At 67.9% G+C, this 19,362-nt stretch carries 17 protein-coding genes; 9 read left to right on the forward strand and 8 right to left on the reverse strand.

The features are described 5' to 3' along the window. Positions 1-382: 382 nt before the first annotated feature. The 6 genes from AYX06_RS19940 to AYX06_RS16000 all read right to left on the reverse strand — a co-directional run bounded on the left by AYX06_RS19940 (position 383) and on the right by AYX06_RS16000 (position 6,968). Positions 383-1,591 (reverse strand): MATE family efflux transporter, encoded by a 1,209-nt coding sequence (locus AYX06_RS19940; protein WP_147017397.1) that lies wholly within the window; start codon positions 1,589-1,591, stop codon positions 383-385. An 8-nt stretch (positions 1,592-1,599) separates the two neighbouring features. Further along, a complete protein-coding gene (locus AYX06_RS20795) occupies positions 1,600-2,022 on the reverse strand; it encodes a serine acetyltransferase (protein ID WP_147017399.1) in 423 nt (140 codons plus the stop codon). 124 nt (positions 2,023-2,146) lie between these two features. Continuing rightward, positions 2,147-3,415, reverse strand: coding sequence for a glycosyltransferase family 4 protein (locus AYX06_RS15990; protein WP_147017401.1), 1,269 nt, complete (start codon positions 3,413-3,415; stop codon positions 2,147-2,149). Between the two features lie 65 nt (positions 3,416-3,480). Then, positions 3,481-4,089, reverse strand: a complete 609-nt coding sequence (locus AYX06_RS19945) for a hypothetical protein (RefSeq protein WP_147017404.1) — start codon at positions 4,087-4,089, stop codon at positions 3,481-3,483. A 574-nt stretch (positions 4,090-4,663) separates the two neighbouring features. After that, positions 4,664-6,211: a sugar transferase gene (locus tag AYX06_RS15995; protein ID WP_084271675.1), complete on the reverse strand. Its 1,548-nt coding sequence runs from the start codon at positions 6,209-6,211 to the stop codon at positions 4,664-4,666. Positions 6,212-6,509: 298 nt separating this feature from the next. Continuing rightward, a complete protein-coding gene (locus tag AYX06_RS16000; protein WP_062736613.1) occupies positions 6,510-6,968 on the reverse strand; it encodes a hypothetical protein in 459 nt (152 codons plus the stop codon). Between the two features lie 313 nt (positions 6,969-7,281). Between AYX06_RS16000 and AYX06_RS16005 the strand changes: the two genes are divergently transcribed. Continuing rightward, positions 7,282-8,520: an MFS transporter gene (locus tag AYX06_RS16005; protein ID WP_084271676.1), complete on the forward strand. Its 1,239-nt coding sequence runs from the start codon at positions 7,282-7,284 to the stop codon at positions 8,518-8,520. Here AYX06_RS16005 and AYX06_RS16010 read toward each other — a convergent pair. Continuing rightward, complete coding sequence (locus AYX06_RS16010; protein ID WP_062736615.1) at positions 8,517-8,930, reverse strand: VOC family protein; 414 nt, start codon at positions 8,928-8,930, stop codon at positions 8,517-8,519. The genes AYX06_RS16005 and AYX06_RS16010 overlap by 4 nt on opposite strands. A gap of 182 nt (positions 8,931-9,112) precedes the next feature. On the opposite strand from AYX06_RS16010, the gene AYX06_RS16015 reads away from it, so the two are divergent. Next, positions 9,113-9,478, forward strand: a complete 366-nt coding sequence (locus tag AYX06_RS16015) for a hypothetical protein (RefSeq protein ID WP_062736616.1) — start codon at positions 9,113-9,115, stop codon at positions 9,476-9,478. Positions 9,479-9,653: 175 nt separating this feature from the next. Further along, on the forward strand, positions 9,654-10,679 hold the full coding sequence (locus AYX06_RS16020; protein WP_062736617.1) for a hypothetical protein: 1,026 nt from the start codon (positions 9,654-9,656) through the stop codon (positions 10,677-10,679). Positions 10,680-10,689: 10 nt separating this feature from the next. On the opposite strand, the gene AYX06_RS16025 is transcribed toward AYX06_RS16020, so the two are convergent. Next, positions 10,690-12,150, reverse strand: a complete 1,461-nt coding sequence (locus AYX06_RS16025; protein ID WP_062736618.1) for a sugar transferase — start codon at positions 12,148-12,150, stop codon at positions 10,690-10,692. Between the two features lie 385 nt (positions 12,151-12,535). On the opposite strand from AYX06_RS16025, the gene AYX06_RS16030 reads away from it, so the two are divergent. From AYX06_RS16030 to AYX06_RS19950, 6 genes are all read left to right on the forward strand, one after another. Continuing rightward, positions 12,536-13,336 carry a WecB/TagA/CpsF family glycosyltransferase gene (locus AYX06_RS16030; protein ID WP_062736619.1) on the forward strand — a complete coding sequence of 267 codons (801 nt, stop codon included), beginning with the start codon at positions 12,536-12,538 and terminating at the stop codon, positions 13,334-13,336. A 226-nt stretch (positions 13,337-13,562) separates the two neighbouring features. Then, positions 13,563-14,198, forward strand: a complete 636-nt coding sequence (locus AYX06_RS16035) for a 50S ribosomal protein L25/general stress protein Ctc (RefSeq protein ID WP_062736620.1) — start codon at positions 13,563-13,565, stop codon at positions 14,196-14,198. 118 nt (positions 14,199-14,316) lie between these two features. Further along, the gene (gene pth / locus AYX06_RS16040) at positions 14,317-14,895 is read left to right on the forward strand and encodes an aminoacyl-tRNA hydrolase (protein ID WP_062736621.1); all 579 of its coding nucleotides are present in this window, start codon (positions 14,317-14,319) and stop codon (positions 14,893-14,895) included. Then, on the forward strand, positions 14,892-15,599 hold the full coding sequence (locus tag AYX06_RS16045) for a hypothetical protein (RefSeq protein ID WP_147017406.1): 708 nt from the start codon (positions 14,892-14,894) through the stop codon (positions 15,597-15,599). The genes pth and AYX06_RS16045 overlap by 4 nt, the downstream gene beginning before the upstream one ends. Positions 15,600-15,906: 307 nt before the next feature. Then, positions 15,907-18,471, forward strand: coding sequence for a kelch motif-containing protein (locus tag AYX06_RS16050; protein ID WP_232319333.1), 2,565 nt, complete (start codon positions 15,907-15,909; stop codon positions 18,469-18,471). After that, a complete protein-coding gene (locus AYX06_RS19950) occupies positions 18,468-19,244 on the forward strand; it encodes a hypothetical protein (RefSeq protein ID WP_157093471.1) in 777 nt (258 codons plus the stop codon). The genes AYX06_RS16050 and AYX06_RS19950 overlap by 4 nt, the downstream gene beginning before the upstream one ends. Positions 19,245-19,362: the final 118 nt, after the last annotated feature.

Consider the following 19,362-nt stretch of genomic DNA (forward strand, 5'->3'; position numbering starts at 1 on the left):
GGCCCTGAAGGCAGGCCTGGCTCGGGCGGTTGACCCCACTGAGCACGAGACCATGACAAAACCCGCCGTGATCCCCGCGACATAACACCCAACCTGTCATCTATCGATGTGGAGGTTGCCGAGACCAGAAAGATGAACGAGAACAGCAAAAGGTTCCAAGCCGCTCCCAAAAACCCCGGTTCACCTAAGGTCAAGGTAGCTTCTAAGCCGCGGGTGATGCTGATACCTCAGATATATAACCCGCCAAACTGCGGTAGCGCATGTCTCCAAGACGAACAAAAACGCCGCAGACTCCGGTGCGAGGCGCAAATGTCATAACAACCATCATGTCAATGACACGCATCTGGCGTGTCGCACCTTAGTAAAACCGTAGTGAATTGTCTCAGGGGCACTTCGAGCGCGCGGCCCGACTAAGCGTCCGTTTGTACATTAGCCTGTAAGTCACGAGAGATGCCATTGACGTGACAAGGATAGTGACCACCAGAGGGTCGAAGCGGTAATGGTTCCAGAGCCAGAAACCAGCGGCCGTGGCAAGGACGTTAAAGACTAGAACTACGAAACGTGGCGTGATTGTAAGTCGCTGGAGCGACAACGAACGGGCAAGTCCAAGGTAAGGAGTGCAGGGACTCATTAGCACGGCGGCCAGCACGGTGACCGGAACCGCGTATGCCACCTGTGTCACGATGGTCGGATCAAGCCACGGCTGCGCCAGGTAGAACCCCAAACAGGCCAGTGCGCCATAAACTAAAGTTACAGATGAAATTGCCAAGGAGGAGTGTCGCACAACCCGCTGCATCCCAAGACGGTCATGGCTTTGCAGGGTAGAACTCCCCAGGAGGAAACGCACCATCACGAAGTTGTTCAGTGTGTTGAGAGGGCCCATGGCCGTTTGCGCCAGTCGAAACGCCGCAACACTACCCACAGGCAACACAGCTTGAACCACAAGTAACGGTGCAACCGAAGTCAGGCTGGCGATGGTCCACTCAGCGACTTGGTACCTGCCCAATGCCAGTGGTGCCCTTAGTGACTTTTGCCGAGCCGAAGGTAGACGAAAGAGCAATGCGGGCACAGACATGGCTGCGCTCATTCCCCACAGGGCCAGCATGACCTCAGGAGAGTCCGGCCGATAAAGTATCGTGCCCAGGAGGAGAGCGATCAACCAGACGCCGTCCGAAACCAGTGTGCGAGCATATGCCCCGTGCGCCAGGCTCCGATACCGAAGACAATCTTGCACCAGGGGAAAAAGGATTGATAGCACGGTTAGGGGACTGAAGAAGGATATCTCAAGCAGGTAGGCAATGCTCAGCGCTACGACTGTGCATGGTCCTAAGGAACGCCAGAGCCACTTGCCGTATGCCACATTCGCAGTTCCATTCCCGGTGATCACCAAGGAGGGATCCAAAAAAATAGACCGTTGAAAGCCGATTAGTGAAGTGCCAATCAATTGAACCGTCACATAGTGGTTGAGCTGGTCGCCGGAAAGAAAGAACGCGGCCACCATAACAGCAGCTGCATTGCTCGCACTGCATACCACCTGGTCCAGTAAAAGCGTGGCATTTTTGCCACTGAAGAATTTTCTGGCCTGCAACATAGGCCGTCCTATTTCCGCAAAAGGTGATTGGTACCTATCACGGTGGCGCCAGCCGGTACGTCGCGGGTCACGACGGCATTCGCCCCAACCTGTGCGCCTGAGCCGATCGTCACCGGGCCGAGGACGACAGCTCCCGTACCGATAATGACGTCGTCTTGAATGGTCGGAGCGGCGTTTGCATCACCTTCAAGGGCTCCGATAGTCACGTTGTGATAGATGGTGCATGAGGTTCCAATCCTCGCCGAACTGTTAACAGTGATGTTTTTGGGGTGTGGGAGTCTCAAACCAACGCCGACGACCGTGGAGAAGGGCAATTCGATGTGACGTGGATAGTACACGAGGACGTTCTGCATGATCTGGCATATAGCGACACAGCCACGGCTGGAATTTTCTGTCTGGAACTCATGCTGGGCTCTGTAGAGCAGCATCATTACATACACATAGCGGCTTCCCCCAGATCGCTGGCTGTCCTGTCGGGCGTCCGAAATGACACGTGTCCAGTCACGAATCAGGGCATAAAACTGCGAAAGATGAGACAAGATGGAAGATGCCTTTCTAATCGCGCAATCCGGCGCCGCCTTCGCGGATTAAACGCTGAACTGCACTAGCCGAGTTTTTTTCATAGGCCGACCAAGAGTACTCCCTTGCTGTCTGTTGGGCGTTCAGTTTGATGGCTCGGGTCTGCTTTTGATCGTCTACGACGTCGGTCATACGCTGCACCAGCTGCTCAACGGAGCCTGCGTCCACCACGAAACCGTTCTCTCCATCCCGAATGACGTCCGAGGCGAATGTAAACTGGCTCACGATAGGTACGCACTGGTTGGCCATGGCTTCGAGAGCCGTCAAGGGGAATCCTTCGGCAAAACTGGGCAATAGCAGCGCATCTGCCTGTGCCATCACGGCAAATAACTCCTGACGCGGCATCGTGCCTAGGTAGGTGACGCGGGCATACCTGGACAGCCGGTCGCGCATCTCGGCGCTGGCGTGTCCTGCAATCAGCAGTTCCGTGTCCTTGGTCTCCATCTGCGCAAAGGCGTCCAAGATGTACCCAATTCCCTTCCGCTGGTTGACCTGACCGGCGAAGAGGAAGGTGGTTTTACGAGATGAATGCTGCGAGCGGTCCATTGACGGCGTGTCTGTGGGCGGCAGATCTACCCCCAGGTTCTGAACCACGAGTTTCTCGGCGTCAACTCCCGCGTGCATGAAAGTGGACCTTACGAACGAACTAGGGACCATAATTTTGTCCGCGAGCTGAATTTCCGCGTCCAGGAGTGTTTGTTTCCACAACGGCATTCTGTAACCCTGAAGGAAATGCGCCCATCCCGGATTACTTTCCGCTTCCGTCCGCATGGTTTCCTGCATCCAGCTGTGGTGGGCTATTGGATACATCAGTATTTTCGTCGTGCGTTCAGCGGCCGCCTGGAACGGCTCAAGGCCGGAATGATACTGGGCGATAATGGCGTTAAGACCGTCAGCATTAGTTACCGCCGCGGCGACTTTCCTGCGATGACGCTGATTGCGCTGCGCCAGCACCAGGTCTCTGCTGTTTAGGTCCGCTTTCATCAGGATTTGAAACAGCGCATCCAAGGCGGGGGTGGTCACCTTGACATCAGCGGCCTCGATGGGAAGCGGCAGTTTTCGTCGCCTAATCTGGGCGGCAAACCTTAATTTTCGAGCTGTTGTGCTGTCGGCCCTGACCATTAATTTAGAGTCGGAGGCCCATGACGCACTGGTCATGTATGTGATCCGGGTTCCACTTGATGCCAGGCCAGCTGTGAGATGTGCGGGTTCCGGATGCGTGCCAGCGTTCGAGACGATGATCAAGATTGGTTTGTTCTTCCGATTGATGTGGTTGGATCCAGGAGAGTGCTTATTTCGGTATTAGTGCCTTACTGCTTAGCGCCGAGGAATACGTTGGCCAAGTTTCCCAGTTGGTCAGGGATCCATCTGCTAAGACATCGGTGGTCGATGCCCATAATAGAGGCGGAGCGCCTGACGAAGTCTTGACGCTCTGTCTGCCAGAACCAGCTTTCGGTATCCAACGCGAATGGAAACGTCTTGCGAAATCCACGTCCCTTCTCGGCCGGCAGATGCCATAGGGACAGATTGCTTTCATCCCCGGTTACTGTTCGGTGCCTGTGAGTGGTCCAAACACGCCGGATGGACCGCTTCAAATCTACTACGGAAAAGTGTGCCAGAACGAAATTCATAATGTGCTCTTCGGTGTAGAAGCACGGATTTTTTCCATCGCTTTGCTCCAAGGTGTACTGCCAGGCTGACTCGGCGTATCCGCTTATTTCTGGCAGCAGAGCAGAGGGCAGCACATAGATTTCACCTCCATAGTAATCGGGTACTTGGAGGGGCAGCCCCAATTTGGAGTGCAAGTGAGATGCTTGCGCTTGACTGAGTCCGTTGACCCTGCGGACGGGGTCGTAATCAAGCAGGATTCCACCTAGCTGGTTCTGTGCAAGTTTGTCTATGAAGTCGAGCTTGTCCACACATAGTATGTCCGGGTCAAGCACCACGTTTTGGTCACCCCGTAATTCCCGAATCACATCTAAGTAGTACAGTGACGCGACGAACGCTGGGGGTATGTGTGGAGGAATGTGTCGTGTGTAAGGCACGATTTGCGTGTGAACACCTATTGACGCGTACATATCTCGGTACCGCCCGGGTAGCAGTCGGTTACTCGCTAGGGTGAGCTGAGTATCTGGATTGAAACGCGCTAACGAGGCAAACGTCACAAACATGGCCTGATAATAGTCGTCGAGTTTACCTTCACTAGAGGCAGAGCGTGTGTTCGGTGTACTTGGAACGCCAGCTTGCAGAAAAGGGATCGTGACTTGCCATGCGTCATTGGTATTCATCGTCCTGCGGTTTCCTTGGCCAGTCGTCGAATAGATGGTGTTTGAGTTCACACTTACTTTATATGGGTGGATGTCATGGGTCGGATGGAAACGGGGATAGGCGTCAATGGAATAGATGGGGTGTGCGTCACTTCGAATTGCTCGGACACCGACAATCCTGCCAAGTGGTCCGGAACAACGTCCAATGGGCACAGGCTACGGCGCCTTAGTAGGCGCCCTCTTTGGCTAAGACGGCCTTGAGAGTGCGTCCTAGAATCAGCATGTCCTGGACGGGCGACCAGTTCTCCACGTAGTAGAGGTCGAGACGCACCGACTGTTCCCAATCCAGGTTGGACCGGCCGGACACCTGCCAGAGGCCGGTGATGCCGGGCTTCACGCGCAGCCGGCGGTGGACGTAGTCCTCGTACTGCTCCACCTCGGTGGGGAGCGGAGGACGGGGGCCCACCAAGGACATGTCGCCCTTGAGGACGTTGAAGAACTGAGGGAGCTCGTCCAGGCTGTAGCGGCGCATCCACGTGCCGGGGCCGGTGACGCGGGGGTCGTCCTTCATCTTGAACAGCAGCCCGGCGCCCTCGTTCCGCTCCTTGAGGCGTTGCAAGACCTCTTCGGCGTCGGTGCGCATGCTGCGGAACTTCAGCATCCGGAAGCGGGAGCCGTCCTGGCCGATGCGCTCCTGCGCGAAGAAGGCCGGGCCCCTGTCGTGCGCCTTGACGATCAGCGTCAGGGCGAGCAGGACGGGGGAGAGAGCCAGCAGCGCCGCCGCGGAGCCGACGACGTCCATGAAGCGCTTGGTCAGTGCCCGGCTGCGGCTCAGCCGCGGGGTGGCCACATGGATGAGGGGCAGGCCGGCCACCTGCTGCATGTGGATCCGGGGGCCGGCGATGTCGGTGAGTCCGGTGTCCATGACCAGGCGGATGTGGGCGTCGGCCAGGGCCCAGCTGAGGTGGCGGATCTCCGTGGTGCTCAGCGGCACGTTGGAGGACAGCACCACGGTCTCGATGTCGTGCTCCTGGCAGGCCGCCATGATGCCCGGCACGGAGGGCCGTTCGCCCGCGGGGAGGGCGTTGGTGGGCAGCTTGATGCGCTGCAGCTCGGCCGGCATCGGCTGCCGGGTCTCCGGCACGTAGACGGCGGCGGCGTCGAGCCCGGAGGTGGGGTGCTGGCGCAGGGACTTGATGAGATCGGTGGCCCCACCCAGCCGGCCGACCACCATGGTCCGGGACAGGGCCTCGCCGCGGTAGCGGGCCTTCACCAGGCGGTGCCGGACGAGGAATCGGCCCAGCATGAGCAGGCCGATGCCCAGCGGCAGGGCGATGAGGACGTAGCTGCGGGCGGTGGGGATCTCGAAGCCGAAGGAGATGATGGCGATCGCGCCGAAGAGAATCAGGCTGGAGCTGACCACCTGCCGGGTCTCCTCGAGGCCGTGGCCGATGAGTCGTACGTCGCGGGCGCCGCGCAGTCCGAGGTGCATCCACCAGAAGGCGGCGAGCGCGATGCCGACGATCCAGTACGGGACCGAGAGCGGGCCCAGGTGCAGTCCGGCGTGCTCCAGTTGGAACCGCACCAGGTGGGTACCCAGGAGGGTGACCATCAGGGCGGTTGCGTCAGCCCAGCGCAGCCGGGTGAGGTACGCGGAGCGCCACCCGGTCTCGGACGCGGGCGTGCGCTCGGCGTCGACCCGCCGGAGCTGGTCGACCGGATCCTCGATGTGGTGGTCGGCAGTGGTGTGGGCGACCTGGCTGGCCTTGAGCATGATGGTGCTCCCTCCCCAAAAAAGCGCGCGGCCACCTGAGGAAGTCGACTCCCGGCCCGGGGAGCGACGGTGGACCGCGCGCTGCATTGCACTTGTCCCCAAGTTTAGGGGCGCAAATCGATGAATAGAGCTCTATGACGAAGCGTGTATGCATTTACATTGAGTGCTGCCGAGAATCCGCGGAGCGACGTTGTCCCTAGTGGTGACGGGGATCACGTCGTCGGGCAGGGGGAACGACCCCCGCGGGAGCGAGGGCCGTCCGGCGTCCCCCAACAGGGGGACGCCATGGGTTTTCAGCTCAGGCGGCGCGTGCCGACCAGCGGTCTCCTGAGCGGCTCAGGTGCTCGGTCTTCAGGCGGCGCAGGATCGGGAGCAGGGACGCGGGGGTGTAGTCCGGCTTGGCGACCACGGGGGTGCCCTCGTGCCCGTGCGCGGCGAGCAGGGCCTCGAAGCCGGCCTCGTGGCGCTCCAGCAGCACGTGGCTGAAGTAGTGCTCGTTGAACACCCGGGACAGTTCCAGGGCGTAGGCCCACGTGGGGGAGCCGGCCTCCGTGGGAGCCTGCGGGCAGTCCCAGTCGGCGGGGGCCTCCACGGCCTCCAGCTGCGAGCGCAGCACGCGCTCCAGGGCCTCCGGGGTGAAGGCGACGGTGAGCTCGGCGACGTCGTCGACGATCTCGAACCGGGTGACGGTGAGGCCGGCGGGGGAGCCGGAGTGCAGGTAGCGCTGGGCGTCGGTGAACAGGGGGGTGGGGGTCATCGGATTCTCGCTTGTCCGTCGAGGGGGATACGGAGCGGGTGGGTTGGGTACGAGCGTATCCGGATGACAATGCATGTGGCAGGGGGTTTTTGTCCCCACATGGTCCCCTCGGGACCGGACAAACGTCTATTGTCAGGGCCTTGTCCCTATGCGGAGAGTGGTCGGGTGTAGACCTTCGTCCAGGCGGCCCGGTCGGATCCGCCCGGGACCATGGCCGTCAGGACCTCGCGCTCGGGAGGACTATCCTGAGCTCCTCGCAAATCCTTGGCGCTCTCGCGTGTCCCACGCCGCCCTCCTGCCGTGAAAGGCCTGCATGCCCTCCGTGTCCGCCGCCCCGTCGCGCCGTCGTCGAGGGCTGCCCGCCTCTGTCGCCTTCTGGGTGCAGGCGTCCGTGCTGGTGGTGCTCATGGCCGCCTCCAGCGCGCCGAGTCCGCTGTATCCGCTGTACCAGGAGCTGTGGGGCTTCCCGCCGGTGGTGATCACGGTGGTCTTCGCCGCCTACGTCCTCGCCCTGCTCACCGCCCTGCTGACGGTGGGCTCGCTGTCCGACCACCTCGGGCGCCGCCCGGTGGTGCTCGCCTGCCTGGGCCTGGAGATCGTCTCGATGCTGGTGTTCGCCCTGGCCGGCAGCGAGGCGGCGCTCGTGGCGGCGCGTCTGGTGCAGGGCGTGGCCACCGGCACCGCGATGGGAGCGCTGGGCGCCTACCTCATCGAGCTGGAACCGCCCGCCCGTCCGGGGCTGGGCACCGTGCTCAACGGGGCAGGGCCCACGCTCGGCCTGGCCGCCGGGGCGGTGGCCTCGAGCCTGATCGTCGCCGCGGCGCCCGGTGCGGTGCACTCGATCTACGTGGTGCTGCTGGTCCTGCTCGTGCTGCAGGTGGTGGCCACGGCGCTGGGCCCGGAGACCGTCGCGCGGAGGCCCGGCGTCCTGGCCTCGCTGCGGCCGCGGGTCCAGTTCCCGCCGGCGGTGCGGCGCTCCGCGCTGTGGGTGCTGCCGGCCGCGGCGGCCACCTGGTCCCTGGGCGGCCTGGTCCTGTCCCTGGGGCCCAGCGTGGTCCGCTCGATGACCGGGGCGGACTCCGTGGTCCTCACCGGCCTGCTCGTGGCGGCACTGACCGGCACCGGCGGGCTGACCACGCTGCTGCTCGGATCGGTCCGGGCCTCCCGCGTCCTGGTCCTCGGCATGAGCGCCCTGGTGGTGGGCATGGCCGCCACCGTGGCCGGACTGCTCACCGGGTCCGTGGGGCTGTACTTCGCCGCGACGGTGGTGGCGGGGGTCGGCTTCGGCGCCGGCTTCCTCGGCGTGCTGCGCACGCTGCTGCCCCAGGCCGCCCCGCGCGAGCGGGCGGGCCTGCTCTCGGCGATCTACGTGGTGAGCTACCTGGCCAACAGTATTCCGGCGGTCGCCGCCGGCGCGCTGGCGGGCCGGGTCGGCCTGGTGCCCACCGCGGTCGGCTACGCCGGGATGGTCCTGCTCCTGGCACTGTTCGTGCTCGCCGGTCAGGCGGTCCGGGCGCGGCCGTCGGCGGGCCCGGATTCGGCGGGGTCCTAGGCCACGAAGAGGCAGAACGGGTGCCCGGCGGGATCGGCGAACACGTAGAGCGGTTCGTCGGGGTCGTCCGTGCGGTCGAGCAGCTGCTCGGCGCCCAGCTCCAGGGCGCGCTCCCGCTGGTGATCGAGCGCGTCCCGGTCCGGGACGGTCAGGTCCAGGTGCAGCTGCTGGGCCACTCCGGAGGCATCGGGCCACGTCACCCGCGGCAGTGCCGGGACGGCCTGGAAGGCCAGCTGCCGCGTCCCGTGCGCGTCGGTGAGCACCAGCCACTCGAGCTCGTCGGCGCCGTCTACCGGCGGCTCGTCCCCGGGCCGGTACTGCAGGCCCAGCAGCTGCCGGTAGAACTCGGCCAGCCCGCGGACGTCCGTCGTGTCCAGCACGGTGTTCTGCAGGTGCGGATAGTCGGCCATGAGGGGTCCTTTCCCGGTCCTGTCCCGTGGTGCTCCTGCCTCACCGTAGCCAGGGGCGGTGTAGTACGGAAGGCACGGGAAGCTGGCAGGTGGGGGACACGCCCCTGTTACGCGGCTCACGGAGGCTGGAGGAGGGCGGCTGACCGGCCGGTCCACGCAGCGTCCCGGAAGGACCCCGCACGATGACCGTGACCCTCAGCATCCTCACTGCCGAGACGCCCGCCGGGGCGGTGGAGTGGGCCCGATTGTTCTCCTACCAGCTGCCGGCCGGTCACGACCCCGGCCTGCCGGTGGTGCTGGAGTCCCTGACCGAGGGCCGGCGCCGGCCCGGGCACACCTACCGGTGGACGGACTACCAGGTGCCGGTGGAGCTGGTACCGGTCTGCCTGCTGGACACCGAGCACGAGGCGGAGCTCGACCACGGGTGGATCACCGGGTTCCACGGCGTGGACCTGCTGCCCGTGGTCGCCGAGTACGCCGCGGCCCGGGCCGAGCTGCTCGAGCCCGGTTCGTGCGAGCCCGGCACGCCCCTGTTCCCCGCCGCTTGAACGATGCGCCGCCGGATGTGGGGCCGACCGCTGCGTCGCTCCCCGAGCCGACGAGGGCGCATCGAACAGCGAGACGGGGTCGCCGAAGGTGCAGGAGCGGCCGTACTCGCTCGAATGATCGGGCGGTACTCGTGCCGCGCGCCGTCCTCCCGGGGGAACGCCTAAGCTCCGCCTCATGACCGTCACGAGCGAGCAGCTGCTGGTCGGCCCGCGCGGGCGGCGCCTGTGCTGGGAACTGACCGTGCCCGCGGACCAGGACACCCCCGGCTGGGCCTGGCAGCTGCAGGAGCGCCCAACCCCGGCGCGGCTCCGCGCCGCGAGCCAGGAGCTCGCCCGGGTGGACGCGCCGGCGCTCGCCGCCGACGCCCGGGCCGTGCTGCGCGCCCTGGTCCAGGCCGTCGACGCCGCCCGGTACTGGCAGCCGCCCGACGAGATCGACCGGGCCCTGGCCGGCCCCGAGCTCCAGGCCGCCCTCGCGCCCGTCGCGCAGGCCCTGAGCGCGTCCCCGTCACTGGGCTGGTGGTCCCGGCCGGTCGCCCGGCTGCAGCAGCGCTGGGTGCAGTTCACCGGCATGTCCCGGGACGGCCCGCCGCTGTGGCGCGGAGCGGCCGGCGAACTCGCGCGGTGGCGCGCCGCCGCCCTGGACATGGAGGCCCAGTGCCGCGCGGCCACGAGTTCCCGGCAGCCGCCGGACAGCGGAGAGTGGTGGTCGACCCCCAGCGTCTCGGCGCTGCTGTCCACCACCGGACCCGCCCCGGGTCTGGAGGCGCTGGGCCTGGTGGCGGTGGAGGACAGCTTCGGTCCGGAGCCGGCCCGCATCTGGCCGGTCGCCGTGGACAGCCGGGCGCGGGTGTACGAGATCACCGGCCCGGAGGACTGGGTGCGTCTGGTCTCCGCCTACCCGCTGGAGCTCACCGCGTCCAAGGGCCTGGACTGGCCGACCATCACTGGGGTGACCGGCCGGTGGTTCCTCCCGGACTGGCCGGCGGTGGCCGCGGACTACGACGGGGTACACCTGAGCGTGGCCGGCTACCTCGCCACCAACGGCCGGGCGCTGCCGGTCCCCGGAGGCCAAACCGTGCTGGCCGGCTGGGACCCCGACGCCACGTGGTGGCTCACCGACGTCCTGCACCACCACGGGGAACCCCGGCTCTGGACGCCGGACGCCGAGGACGTGCTCGCCTGGACCGTACAGGCCTGACACCGTCCGGCTAGTGGGCGCCCTCCTTGGCGAGCACGGTCTTGACGGTGCGCAGCAGGATCACGAAGTCCTGGACCGGGGACCAGTTCTCCACGTAGTAGAGGTCCAGGCGCACGGCCTGCTCCCACTCCAGGTCGTCGCGCCCGGAGACCTGCCACAGCCCGGTGATGCCCGGCTTGACCCGCAGCCGGCGGTGGACGTAGTCCTCGTACTGGGCGACCTCGCTCGGCAGCGGCGGCCGGGGGCCGACCAGCGACATCTCCCCGCGCAGCACGTTGAGGAACTGGGGCAGCTCGTCGAGGCTGTACTGGCGCATCCACCGCCCCGGTCCGGTCACCCGGGGGTCGTTCTCCATGAAGAACAGCACCCCGCCCTTGGCGTCGTTGGCGGCCATCAGCTCGGCCTTGCGCTCCTCGGCGTCGGCGTACATGGAGCGGAACTTCAGCATCTTGAACGTGGTGCCGTCCCGGCCGGTGCGCTCCTGGGCGAAGAGCACGGGCCCGCCGTCGTGGTTCTTGACGATCGCGGCCAGCACGAGCAGCACGGGGGAGAGGAGCACCAGCGCGGCGGCGGCCCCCACCACGTCCACCAGGCGCTTGAGCATCCGCCGGGACCGGCTCAGCCGCGGCGTGGAGACGTGGATCAGCGGCAGGCCCGCCAGCTGCTGGGTGTGGATGCGCGGCCCGGCGATGTCGGTGAGCCCGGTGTCCAGCACCAGGCGGATGTGCGCGTCGGCCAGGTGCCAGGACAGGTGCCGCACCTCCTCCGAGCTCAGCGGCGCGGAGGCGGCCAGCACCAGGGTCTCGATCCGGTGCTCCCGGCACGCGGCCACGATTCCCTCCACCGAGGGGCGCTCGCCGGCCGCCAGCATGTTCTGCGGCATCCGCACCCGGGCCAGGTGCCGGGGCAGGGCCGTGCCCGACGACGGGGCGTAGACCGCCACCGGGTCCAGGCCCGCGGCCGGGTGCTCCTGCAGCGTCTTGAGCATCTCCACGACCCCGGGCACGCGGCCCACCACGAGGGTGCGGGCCATCGCCTGCCCGGACAGCCGCCGGCGCGTCAGCCCCCTCCGGACCAGGCCGCGCCCGGCCAGCAGGAGCAGGATGCCCAGCGGCAGGGCCAGCACCACGTAGCTGCGGGCCATCGGCACGTTGAACACGTAGGAGAGGATGGCCATGGCCCCGAAGAGCACCAGGGTGGCGGTGACGACCTGCCGGTTCTCGTCGACCGGGTAGCCGATCAGCCGGACGTCGCGGGCGCCGCGCAGCTCCAGCCAGGCCCACCACGCGACACCGAGCGCGGCACCCACCAGCCAGTACGGCACGGTGAGCCCGCCGAGGAGCAGCTGCTCCTGCTCGAGGCCGAAGCGCACCAGCTGCGTCAGCAGGAGCGTGGCGGCCAGGGCGGCCGCGTCCACCTGGCGCAGGTTCCGGATGTGCGTGTCCCGCCAGGCGGCCGGCCGCACGGTCATGTTCCTCTTGAGCACGAAAGACTCACTCCCCCCGAGTGTGCGGGGGTCGGAACTCTCCCCTGCGCCCCCCGGCGCGGTCCCGACCCCGTCCCCGAGTTTACAAGCGCACATTCATGCAAACAGTCCCTTAACTGGGGACACCGTCCCGCAGCTCCAGGGGTGCGGTAAGCCGTAGGCTTTGCGCATGTAAACGCACGTGCACGACTGCGGACCCACGGGCTCGGGACTGCGGGACGTGCACTCCAGGGGGCGCCGGTGCGCCGGCGGGATCCGGGGGGATCCCGCCGCATCACGGCCGGTGCTCCCTGTCGACAGCCGCCGGCCCGGTCACCGGGCCCGGCGTGAGAGCGAGGCGCCGCACCGGCGTCGCACAGGGGGAGCACGCATGTTGAAGCACCAGTCCCGCGCCGAGAGCACGGGCCCGATCGAAATCCCGGTCAGTGGAGTCAAGGTCACGCCCATGGACGCCGACGAGCTGCACCGGTGGATCTCGGCGACCTGGCAGGAGGGCCGCAAGGCCGCCGTCCTGGCCCACAACCTGCACAGTCTCTACACCTGGGAGGTCAACGCCACGTTCCGCGCCTTCTACGAGCAGGCCGACGTGGTCCTCACGGACGGCTTCCCGGTCCTGAAGCTGGCGAAGTGGCGCTCCGGCCGGCCGCTCAGCGCCAAGCGGCACCGGCTCGGCACCCTGGACTGGCTGCCCGGTCTGATGGGTCGCACCCCGGTGCGGCGCGTCGCCGTCGTCGGAGCCACTCCTGCGGGCAACGCGCGCACGGTGCAGCTGCTGCGTGCGGGGGCCGGCTCCGGCGAGGTCCGGGGCTGGGCGGGCGAGGGCTGGCACCCCATGCTGGAGAAGCGCATCGTGCAGGAGCTCCAGGAGTACCGGCCGGACTTCGTGATCGTGGGCCTGGGCATGCCGCTGCAGGAGGAGTTCCTGAGCCGGCGCTGGGCGGAGCTGCCCCCGGCGATCTACGCGGCCGTGGGCGGCGGGATCGACGAGTACGCCGGCATCCAGAAGCCGCCGCCGCGCTGGCTCGGGCCGCTGGGCCTGGAGTGGGCCTACCGGCTGGTGACGCAGCCGCGGCGGCTGGGACACCGCTACGTCGTCGAGCCGTGGCTGCTCGCCTATCTCCTGGCGGCCAAGGTCGCCCGGCGAGGGGCGGGCACGCCGGTCGGTGCGTGAGGCCCCCGGCGGCGCGGGCGGTCCATCCGGGGCCGCGTGCTACCCTGGTGCGGTTGCCAAGGCGAGGGGACCCCTGTGTCCCGTGATCGACGACGGCTGGTTGAACGTTCCCGCCCCGCGCGGTGGCGGCGTCCGGAAGGACGTCCCGCCCAGGACGCTGGGGGAGGGTCTGCGGCCGGTATCGCCTGGCCGAAATGACCACAGACCCGATTCCGAGGAGTTCCCCATGGCCGACACCATCCGCATCCCCGCCGAGACCCGCAGCGACTTCGGCAAGGGCTACGCCCGCCGCATCCGCACCAAGGACCAGATCCCCGCGGTCGTCTACGGCCACGGCGCCGAGCCCAAGCACGTGATCATCCCCGGCCACGAGACCATGCTGGCCGTGCGCAACCGCAACGCCGTGCTCGAGCTCCAGCTCGACGGCAGCACCGAGCTCGTGATGGTCAAGGACGTCCAGCGTCACGCCACCCGCCCGGAGATCCTGCACATCGACCTGCTCGCCGTGCGCCGCGGCGAGAAGGTCGAGGTCGAGATCCCCGTGCACGTGATCGGCGAGGTCGAGGTCGGCGCCGTGCACAACGTCGAGGAGAACACCCTCACCGTCGAGGCCGACGCCCTGAACACGCCCGAGCACGTGACCATCAACCTCGACGGCCACGGCGTGGGCGACCACGTCTACGCCGCCGACGTCCGCCTGCCCGAGGGCGTGACCATGGTCTCCGACCCCGAGCTGCTCGTGGTCAACGTCTCCGCCCCGCAGGCCGAGGACCTGGGCGAGACCCCGGAGGAGGGTGCCGAGGCCGCCGACGAGGCCGCCGAGGCCCCCGAGGGCGACGTCGTCCCCGAGAACGAGGCCTGAGCTCCACTGCTCGACCGATCCTCGTGATCCCGCAAGTGCGGGGCGGCCTGCCGGCCGCCCCGCACTTCGCATGACCGCACCGTTCCGACTTCCCGACCCCAATTTTCTGGAGGCACCGATGTCCGACGCATGGCTGGTGGTGGGCCTGGGCAACCCCGGCCCCGAGTACGCCCGCACGCGGCACAACGTGGGACAGATGGTCCTCGACGAGCTGGCCTCCCGGCTCGGCGGCGGCTTCAAGGCGCACAAGGCCCGCGCCCAGGTGCTCGAGACGCGGCTGCGCCCCGGCGGGCCGCGGCTGGTCCTGGCCAAGCCGATGACCTACATGAACACCTCCGGCGGGCCCGTGGCCGGGCTGGCGAAGTTCTACGACATCGCCCCCGAGAGGATCGTCGCCGTGCACGACGAGATCGACATCCCCTTCGCCGCGCTCAAGCTCAAGATCGGCGGGGGAGAGGGCGGGCACAACGGCCTGCGGGACATGTCCAAGGCCCTGTCCACGAAGGACTACCACCGGGTGCGCGTGGGTGTGGGCCGGCCGCCCGGCCGGATGGACGCCGCCTCCTACGTGCTCAAGCCCTTCTCCTCCACCGAGGCCAAGGAGCTGCCCTTCCTGCTCGACGACGCCGCCGACGCGGTCGAGCACCTCCTCGACCACGGGCTGCTCGAGGCGCAGCAGAAGTTCCACGCGCGGTGACGCCCGCCCGCGAGCCGTGGCCGCGGGAACCCGCTGAGTCCTGGCCCGTGCGCGTCGCGGCCGTGGCCATGGTGGTCGACGCGCTGCTCCTGATCGCCCACGTCCTGCACCGCAGCGCCTCCGTGCTCGACCCGGACGGCAGCTGGTTCTTCCCCTTCCGCCGCGCCGCGCTGTGGAACGGCGGCCAGGACGGCTCCCTCGTCGAGTTCTTCGGGCTCCTGCAGCTCGGGGCCGCGGCCGTCCTGCTCCTGAGGGCAGGTCTGCGCGGCCCGGCGCGCCGCGTGCTCGCCGCGTGGGGCGGCATCCTCCTGCTCCTGCTCGCCGACGACCAGTTCCGGATCCACGAGCGGGTGGGCGCCCGCCTCGCCCTGGACCGGCTGGTGCCCTCGCTGGGCGCGACCACGGCCCAGGAGCTCGGCGGTCTGCTCTTCTGGGCCGTGTCCGGACTCCTGCTGGTGGACGGGCTCATCCGTCTGCACCGCCGGAGCGCGCCGGCCGCACAGTCCGCTTCCTGGAGGCTGCTGGTCACCGTGGTGCCGTTCGTGCTCGTCGCCGTGGGCTACGTGCTGCTGGGTGTCGCCAGGCCCGGTCTGGTCGTCGGCCCCGAGGGCGAGGCGGTCGCGCTGGTGCGGATCGCCGTGAAGCTGCTGACCATGACGCTGCTGCTCGTCCAGGCCCTGCGTCTCACGGCCTCCCGCCCGTAGCCGGGCCGCGCCGGACGTCCTCCCGTGCCGGCGACGACGCATAACGTATGGCGCTGGCTCACGTTCCCGGAAGTGAAGTAGCATTCGCACAGGCCATTGTGGCCGTTTCATGATCCTGGGCGCGGGGGCATCCTGTGCACGCCCGGGTCTTGTCGTCAAGGGAATCGGGGGATTCCGGATGCAACGGAAATTCGTACGTCCGTCCGTGGGTCGCGGAGGGGAACCACTCCTCCTGCCGCACGGCGGACGCGCTCAGAACAAGGGCCTGCGGGGCCCGTACCGGAGGAACGCGGGGGCCTCCCGCTCCGTGTGGCTCGCCGCCTCGGTGATCTCCGGCTCCGCCGTCGCGCTGACGTCGACCGGATTCACCGGGGCGCTCGCCGTCATGCCGCCGGTCATGCCGGCGGCCGAGACCACCGCGGCTGGAACCGAGGAACTGGTGGTGAACGGTTCCCTCGCGGAGGGGACGGGAACTCCCAGCTGCTTCTTCTCGGCCGGCTGGGGCGAGCGGGCGGTGCAGGAAGGCCTGTCCACCGACGTGCCGGCGGGTTCTCCTGCGGGTGCCCGCTCCTACTCCTTGCAGGTCAGCGGCCACGTCTCCGGTGACGCCAAGCTGCTGCAGGCCGAGGCGGACGGGTGCGCCCCTGCGGTCACGGCGGGGCAGAGCTACGACCTGTCCATCGACTACAAGTCCACCAGCGACCGCAACTCGCTGACCGTGTTCGTGCACACGGCGACCGGGTGGCAGTACCACACGGACCTGAAGATGCTTCCGGCCAGCGCGGAGTGGACCACCGCCCAGGCCCGGCTCGAGAACCTCCCCGAGGGCGTGGACCGGGTGTCCTTCGGGATCTCCCTCTCCGGCGACGGGGAGCTGAAGACGACCAACTACTCGCTGCAGCCGGTGCCGGTGGAAGCGCCACCGCCGGCGCCGGCCGACGGTGAGCTGGTCGTCAACGGGGCCCTGGCCACGGGCGAGGGCGTCCCGACCTGCTTCCTGCCCGCGGGCTGGGGGGACAGGACGCTCCAGCAGGAGCTCGACACCGACGTGCCGGCGGGGTCGCCCACGGGCGCCCGGTCCTACTCCCTGCAGGTCAGCGGCTACGCCTCCGGTGACGCCAAGCTGTTGCAGGCCGAGACGGACGGGTGCGCGCCCACCGTGGCCGAGGGGACGGACTACGACCTGTCCATCGACTACAAGTCCACCAGCGACCGCAACTCCGTGACCGTGTTCGTGCACACGGCGGAGGGGTGGAAGTACCACACGGACCTGAAGATGCTCCCGCCCAGCCCGGAGTGGACCACCGCCCAGGCCCGGATCAAGGACCTGCCCGCGGGCGTGGACCGGGTGTCCTTCGGGATCTCCCTCTCCGGCGACGGCCAGCTGAAGACCACGAACTACTCCCTGCAGCCCGTGGAGACCGAGGCGCAGCCTGCGCCCCAGTCGGCCGAGCTCGCCGGTCAGTGGGACGTCCTCGAGACTGAGCTGCCCATCCGGGCCATCCACACCACCCTGCTGCACGACGGGCGGCTGCTGCTCATCGCCGGGTCCGGCAACGACGGCAACCAGTTCGCCGCCGGCACCTTCCGCGCGGTGGTCTGGGATCCGGACACGAACGGGTTCACCGAGATCCCGGTGCCGTACGACATGTTCTGCGCCGGTCACGTCACGCTCCCCGACGGCAAGGTGCTGCTCGCGGGCGGCACGATGGCCTTCCCGGAGCAGGACGCGGGCCCCAACACGTTCAAGGGGTCCAAGCAGAGCTACTACTTCGACCCCGCGGACAACACGTTCCACAAGACCAGCGACATGGCCGGTGCGCACTGGTACCCGTCGCTGACCAAGCTCGGGAACGGGAACATCTGGGCTGCCGGTGGCCTCGACGAGAAGGCCGAGGGCACCGTGCTCACCGAGATGTTCGACCACTCCTCGATGAGCTGGCTGCCGCAGAACAGCGTTCCCCAGACCTGGAGCTACTGGGGGACCTACCCGCACATGTACCTGCTGGACGACGGCAAGATGTTCTACAGCGGCGGCCACACCTTCGGCAACGGGCTGCCGGGCACGGGTGCCTCCATCTACGACTGGCAGGACGCGGCGATCTGGGACGTTCCCGGGCTGCGGGAGAAGGACCTGCGGGACCAGGCGGGCTCCGTGTTCATCGGGCCGGCCCAGGACCAGCGGGTCATGATCGTCGGCGGCGGGAACACGGACACCAACCTGCCGGCGACGAACCTCGTGGACATCATCGACCTCAACCAGGAGTCCCCGGCGTACGTGCCGGGGCCCGACCTGCCCGGTCCGGGCAAGGCGTACGTGAACCTGGTGAACCTGCCCGACCGGACGGTCCTGGCGGCCAACGGGGCCCAGTACAACCGCAGCGGTGACGTGCTCACCGCCGCTCTGTACGACCCGGACGCCAACAGCTGGACGTCCATCAACCCGGACCCCGTGGGACGCAACTACCACTCGTCCTCCATCCTGCTGCCCGACGGCCGCGTGGCGGTGTTCGGCTCGAACCCTGCTGACAACTCCTTCGACTTCCGGATCTCCGTCTACAGCCCGCCGTACCTGTTCCAGGGCGCCAGGCCGCAGGTCGTGCAGGCTCCGGAGTCGGCCGGGTACGGGGACGTCCTCGAACTCGGCGTGGAGGGCGAGGTGGTCTCCGCGTCCCTGATGGCGCCGATGTCCGCCACGCACCAGACCGATACCAATGCCCGGCTCGTCGACCTGCCCCTGGCAGGAGAAGGGAACACCAGGACGGTGCAGGTGCCGGACAACCCCAACCTGCTGCCCCCCGGTCCCTACATGCTGACGGTGCTCGACGCCAAGGGCGTTCCCAGCGAAGCGAAGTGGGTGTGGATCTCATGAGTGCACAGAAGCGCAGAGGTGGCCGGCTGGCGGTGCTGGCCGGAGCGGCCCTGGTGGTGCCGCTGGCGGTCGGCGCCACGGTGGTCGCCGCGGAGCCGGACGGGCCGGGCGGCCTGCCGCCGACCGTGGCCGCGGACCGCAGTCCGAGCCCGGCGCCGGGAGCAGGCCCTGCCGACGCTCCGGGCCGGGGCACGGGCCAGGGCGCGGGGGCGGCGGACGAGAAGGCCGCGGCCCCGAAGGCCGACGCCCGTGCCGAGACCGATGCCGGTGACCGGACGCCGCCGACGTCTCCAGGGCAGGGTGCGGCCCGGGAGTCGGCCGGCAGCCTGGCGGCGGTGGCGGCTCGGGAGCCGTCGTCGCCGCGGGCGAAGGAGCCCCCGGCCCACGGTCTGGAACGAGCCGCGGGCCAGAAGCCGGAGAACGGCGAGGGGGCGCGGGGCCGGTCGGGCGAAGCGCTGGACCGGACGAAGGGCCTGACCCAGCGCGCCGACGTGGCACCCGACAAGGTGCACGACGCGGACCTCGCCCCGGGCGGCTGCCTCGCGGAGTACGGCGAGGCGGGCCAGTGCCTGCCCACGGTCCCGCCCAGCCTGGCCAAGCACGTCCGGGACATGGAGAAGGCGGGCCAGGACGTGAGCTCCATGCCGCACCACTGGGACTGTGAGGAGGTGCGCACCTTCTTCCCGGACGGCATCGTGGTCCGGCAGGCCGGGGTGGACCCGCAGGGCCTGGACGCCGACGAGGACGGCACTGCCTGCAGCGCAGGCGACTGACCGCTCCGCAGAACGAGGAAGCCCCGCGAACCGTTCCGGTTCGCGGGGCTTCCTGCTGTGCGGTCGTGCTGCCGGAGGCGTCCCGCCGGCAACCGGACGAGGGGTGCGGCGAGGCGGG

Origin of the sequence: Kocuria turfanensis (genome assembly GCF_001580365.1) — a bacterium.
GTDB classification, from domain to species: domain Bacteria; phylum Actinomycetota; class Actinomycetes; order Actinomycetales; family Micrococcaceae; genus Kocuria; species Kocuria turfanensis.

Bases quoted from the DNA above. Each gene is read 5' to 3' on its own strand.
- AYX06_RS19940 (WP_147017397.1), bottom strand. From the start codon at position 1,591: ATGTTGCAGGCCAGAAAATTCTTCAGTGGCAAAAATGCCACGCTTTTA.
- AYX06_RS20795 (WP_147017399.1), bottom strand. From the start codon at position 2,022: ATGATGCTGCTCTACAGAGCCCAGCATGAGTTCCAGACAGAAAATTCC.
- AYX06_RS15995 (WP_084271675.1), bottom strand. From the start codon at position 6,211: ATGCTCAAGGCCAGCCAGGTCGCCCACACCACTGCCGACCACCACATC.
- AYX06_RS16000 (WP_062736613.1), bottom strand. From the start codon at position 6,968: ATGACCCCCACCCCCCTGTTCACCGACGCCCAGCGCTACCTGCACTCC.
- AYX06_RS16005 (WP_084271676.1), top strand. From the start codon at position 7,282: ATGCCCTCCGTGTCCGCCGCCCCGTCGCGCCGTCGTCGAGGGCTGCCC.
- AYX06_RS16010 (WP_062736615.1), bottom strand. From the start codon at position 8,930: ATGGCCGACTATCCGCACCTGCAGAACACCGTGCTGGACACGACGGAC.
- AYX06_RS16015 (WP_062736616.1), top strand. From the start codon at position 9,113: ATGACCGTGACCCTCAGCATCCTCACTGCCGAGACGCCCGCCGGGGCG.
- AYX06_RS16020 (WP_062736617.1), top strand. From the start codon at position 9,654: ATGACCGTCACGAGCGAGCAGCTGCTGGTCGGCCCGCGCGGGCGGCGC.
- AYX06_RS16025 (WP_062736618.1), bottom strand. From the start codon at position 12,150: ATGACCGTGCGGCCGGCCGCCTGGCGGGACACGCACATCCGGAACCTG.
- AYX06_RS16030 (WP_062736619.1), top strand. From the start codon at position 12,536: ATGTTGAAGCACCAGTCCCGCGCCGAGAGCACGGGCCCGATCGAAATC.
- AYX06_RS16035 (WP_062736620.1), top strand. From the start codon at position 13,563: ATGGCCGACACCATCCGCATCCCCGCCGAGACCCGCAGCGACTTCGGC.
- pth (WP_062736621.1), top strand. From the start codon at position 14,317: ATGTCCGACGCATGGCTGGTGGTGGGCCTGGGCAACCCCGGCCCCGAG.
- AYX06_RS19950 (WP_157093471.1), top strand. From the start codon at position 18,468: ATGAGTGCACAGAAGCGCAGAGGTGGCCGGCTGGCGGTGCTGGCCGGA.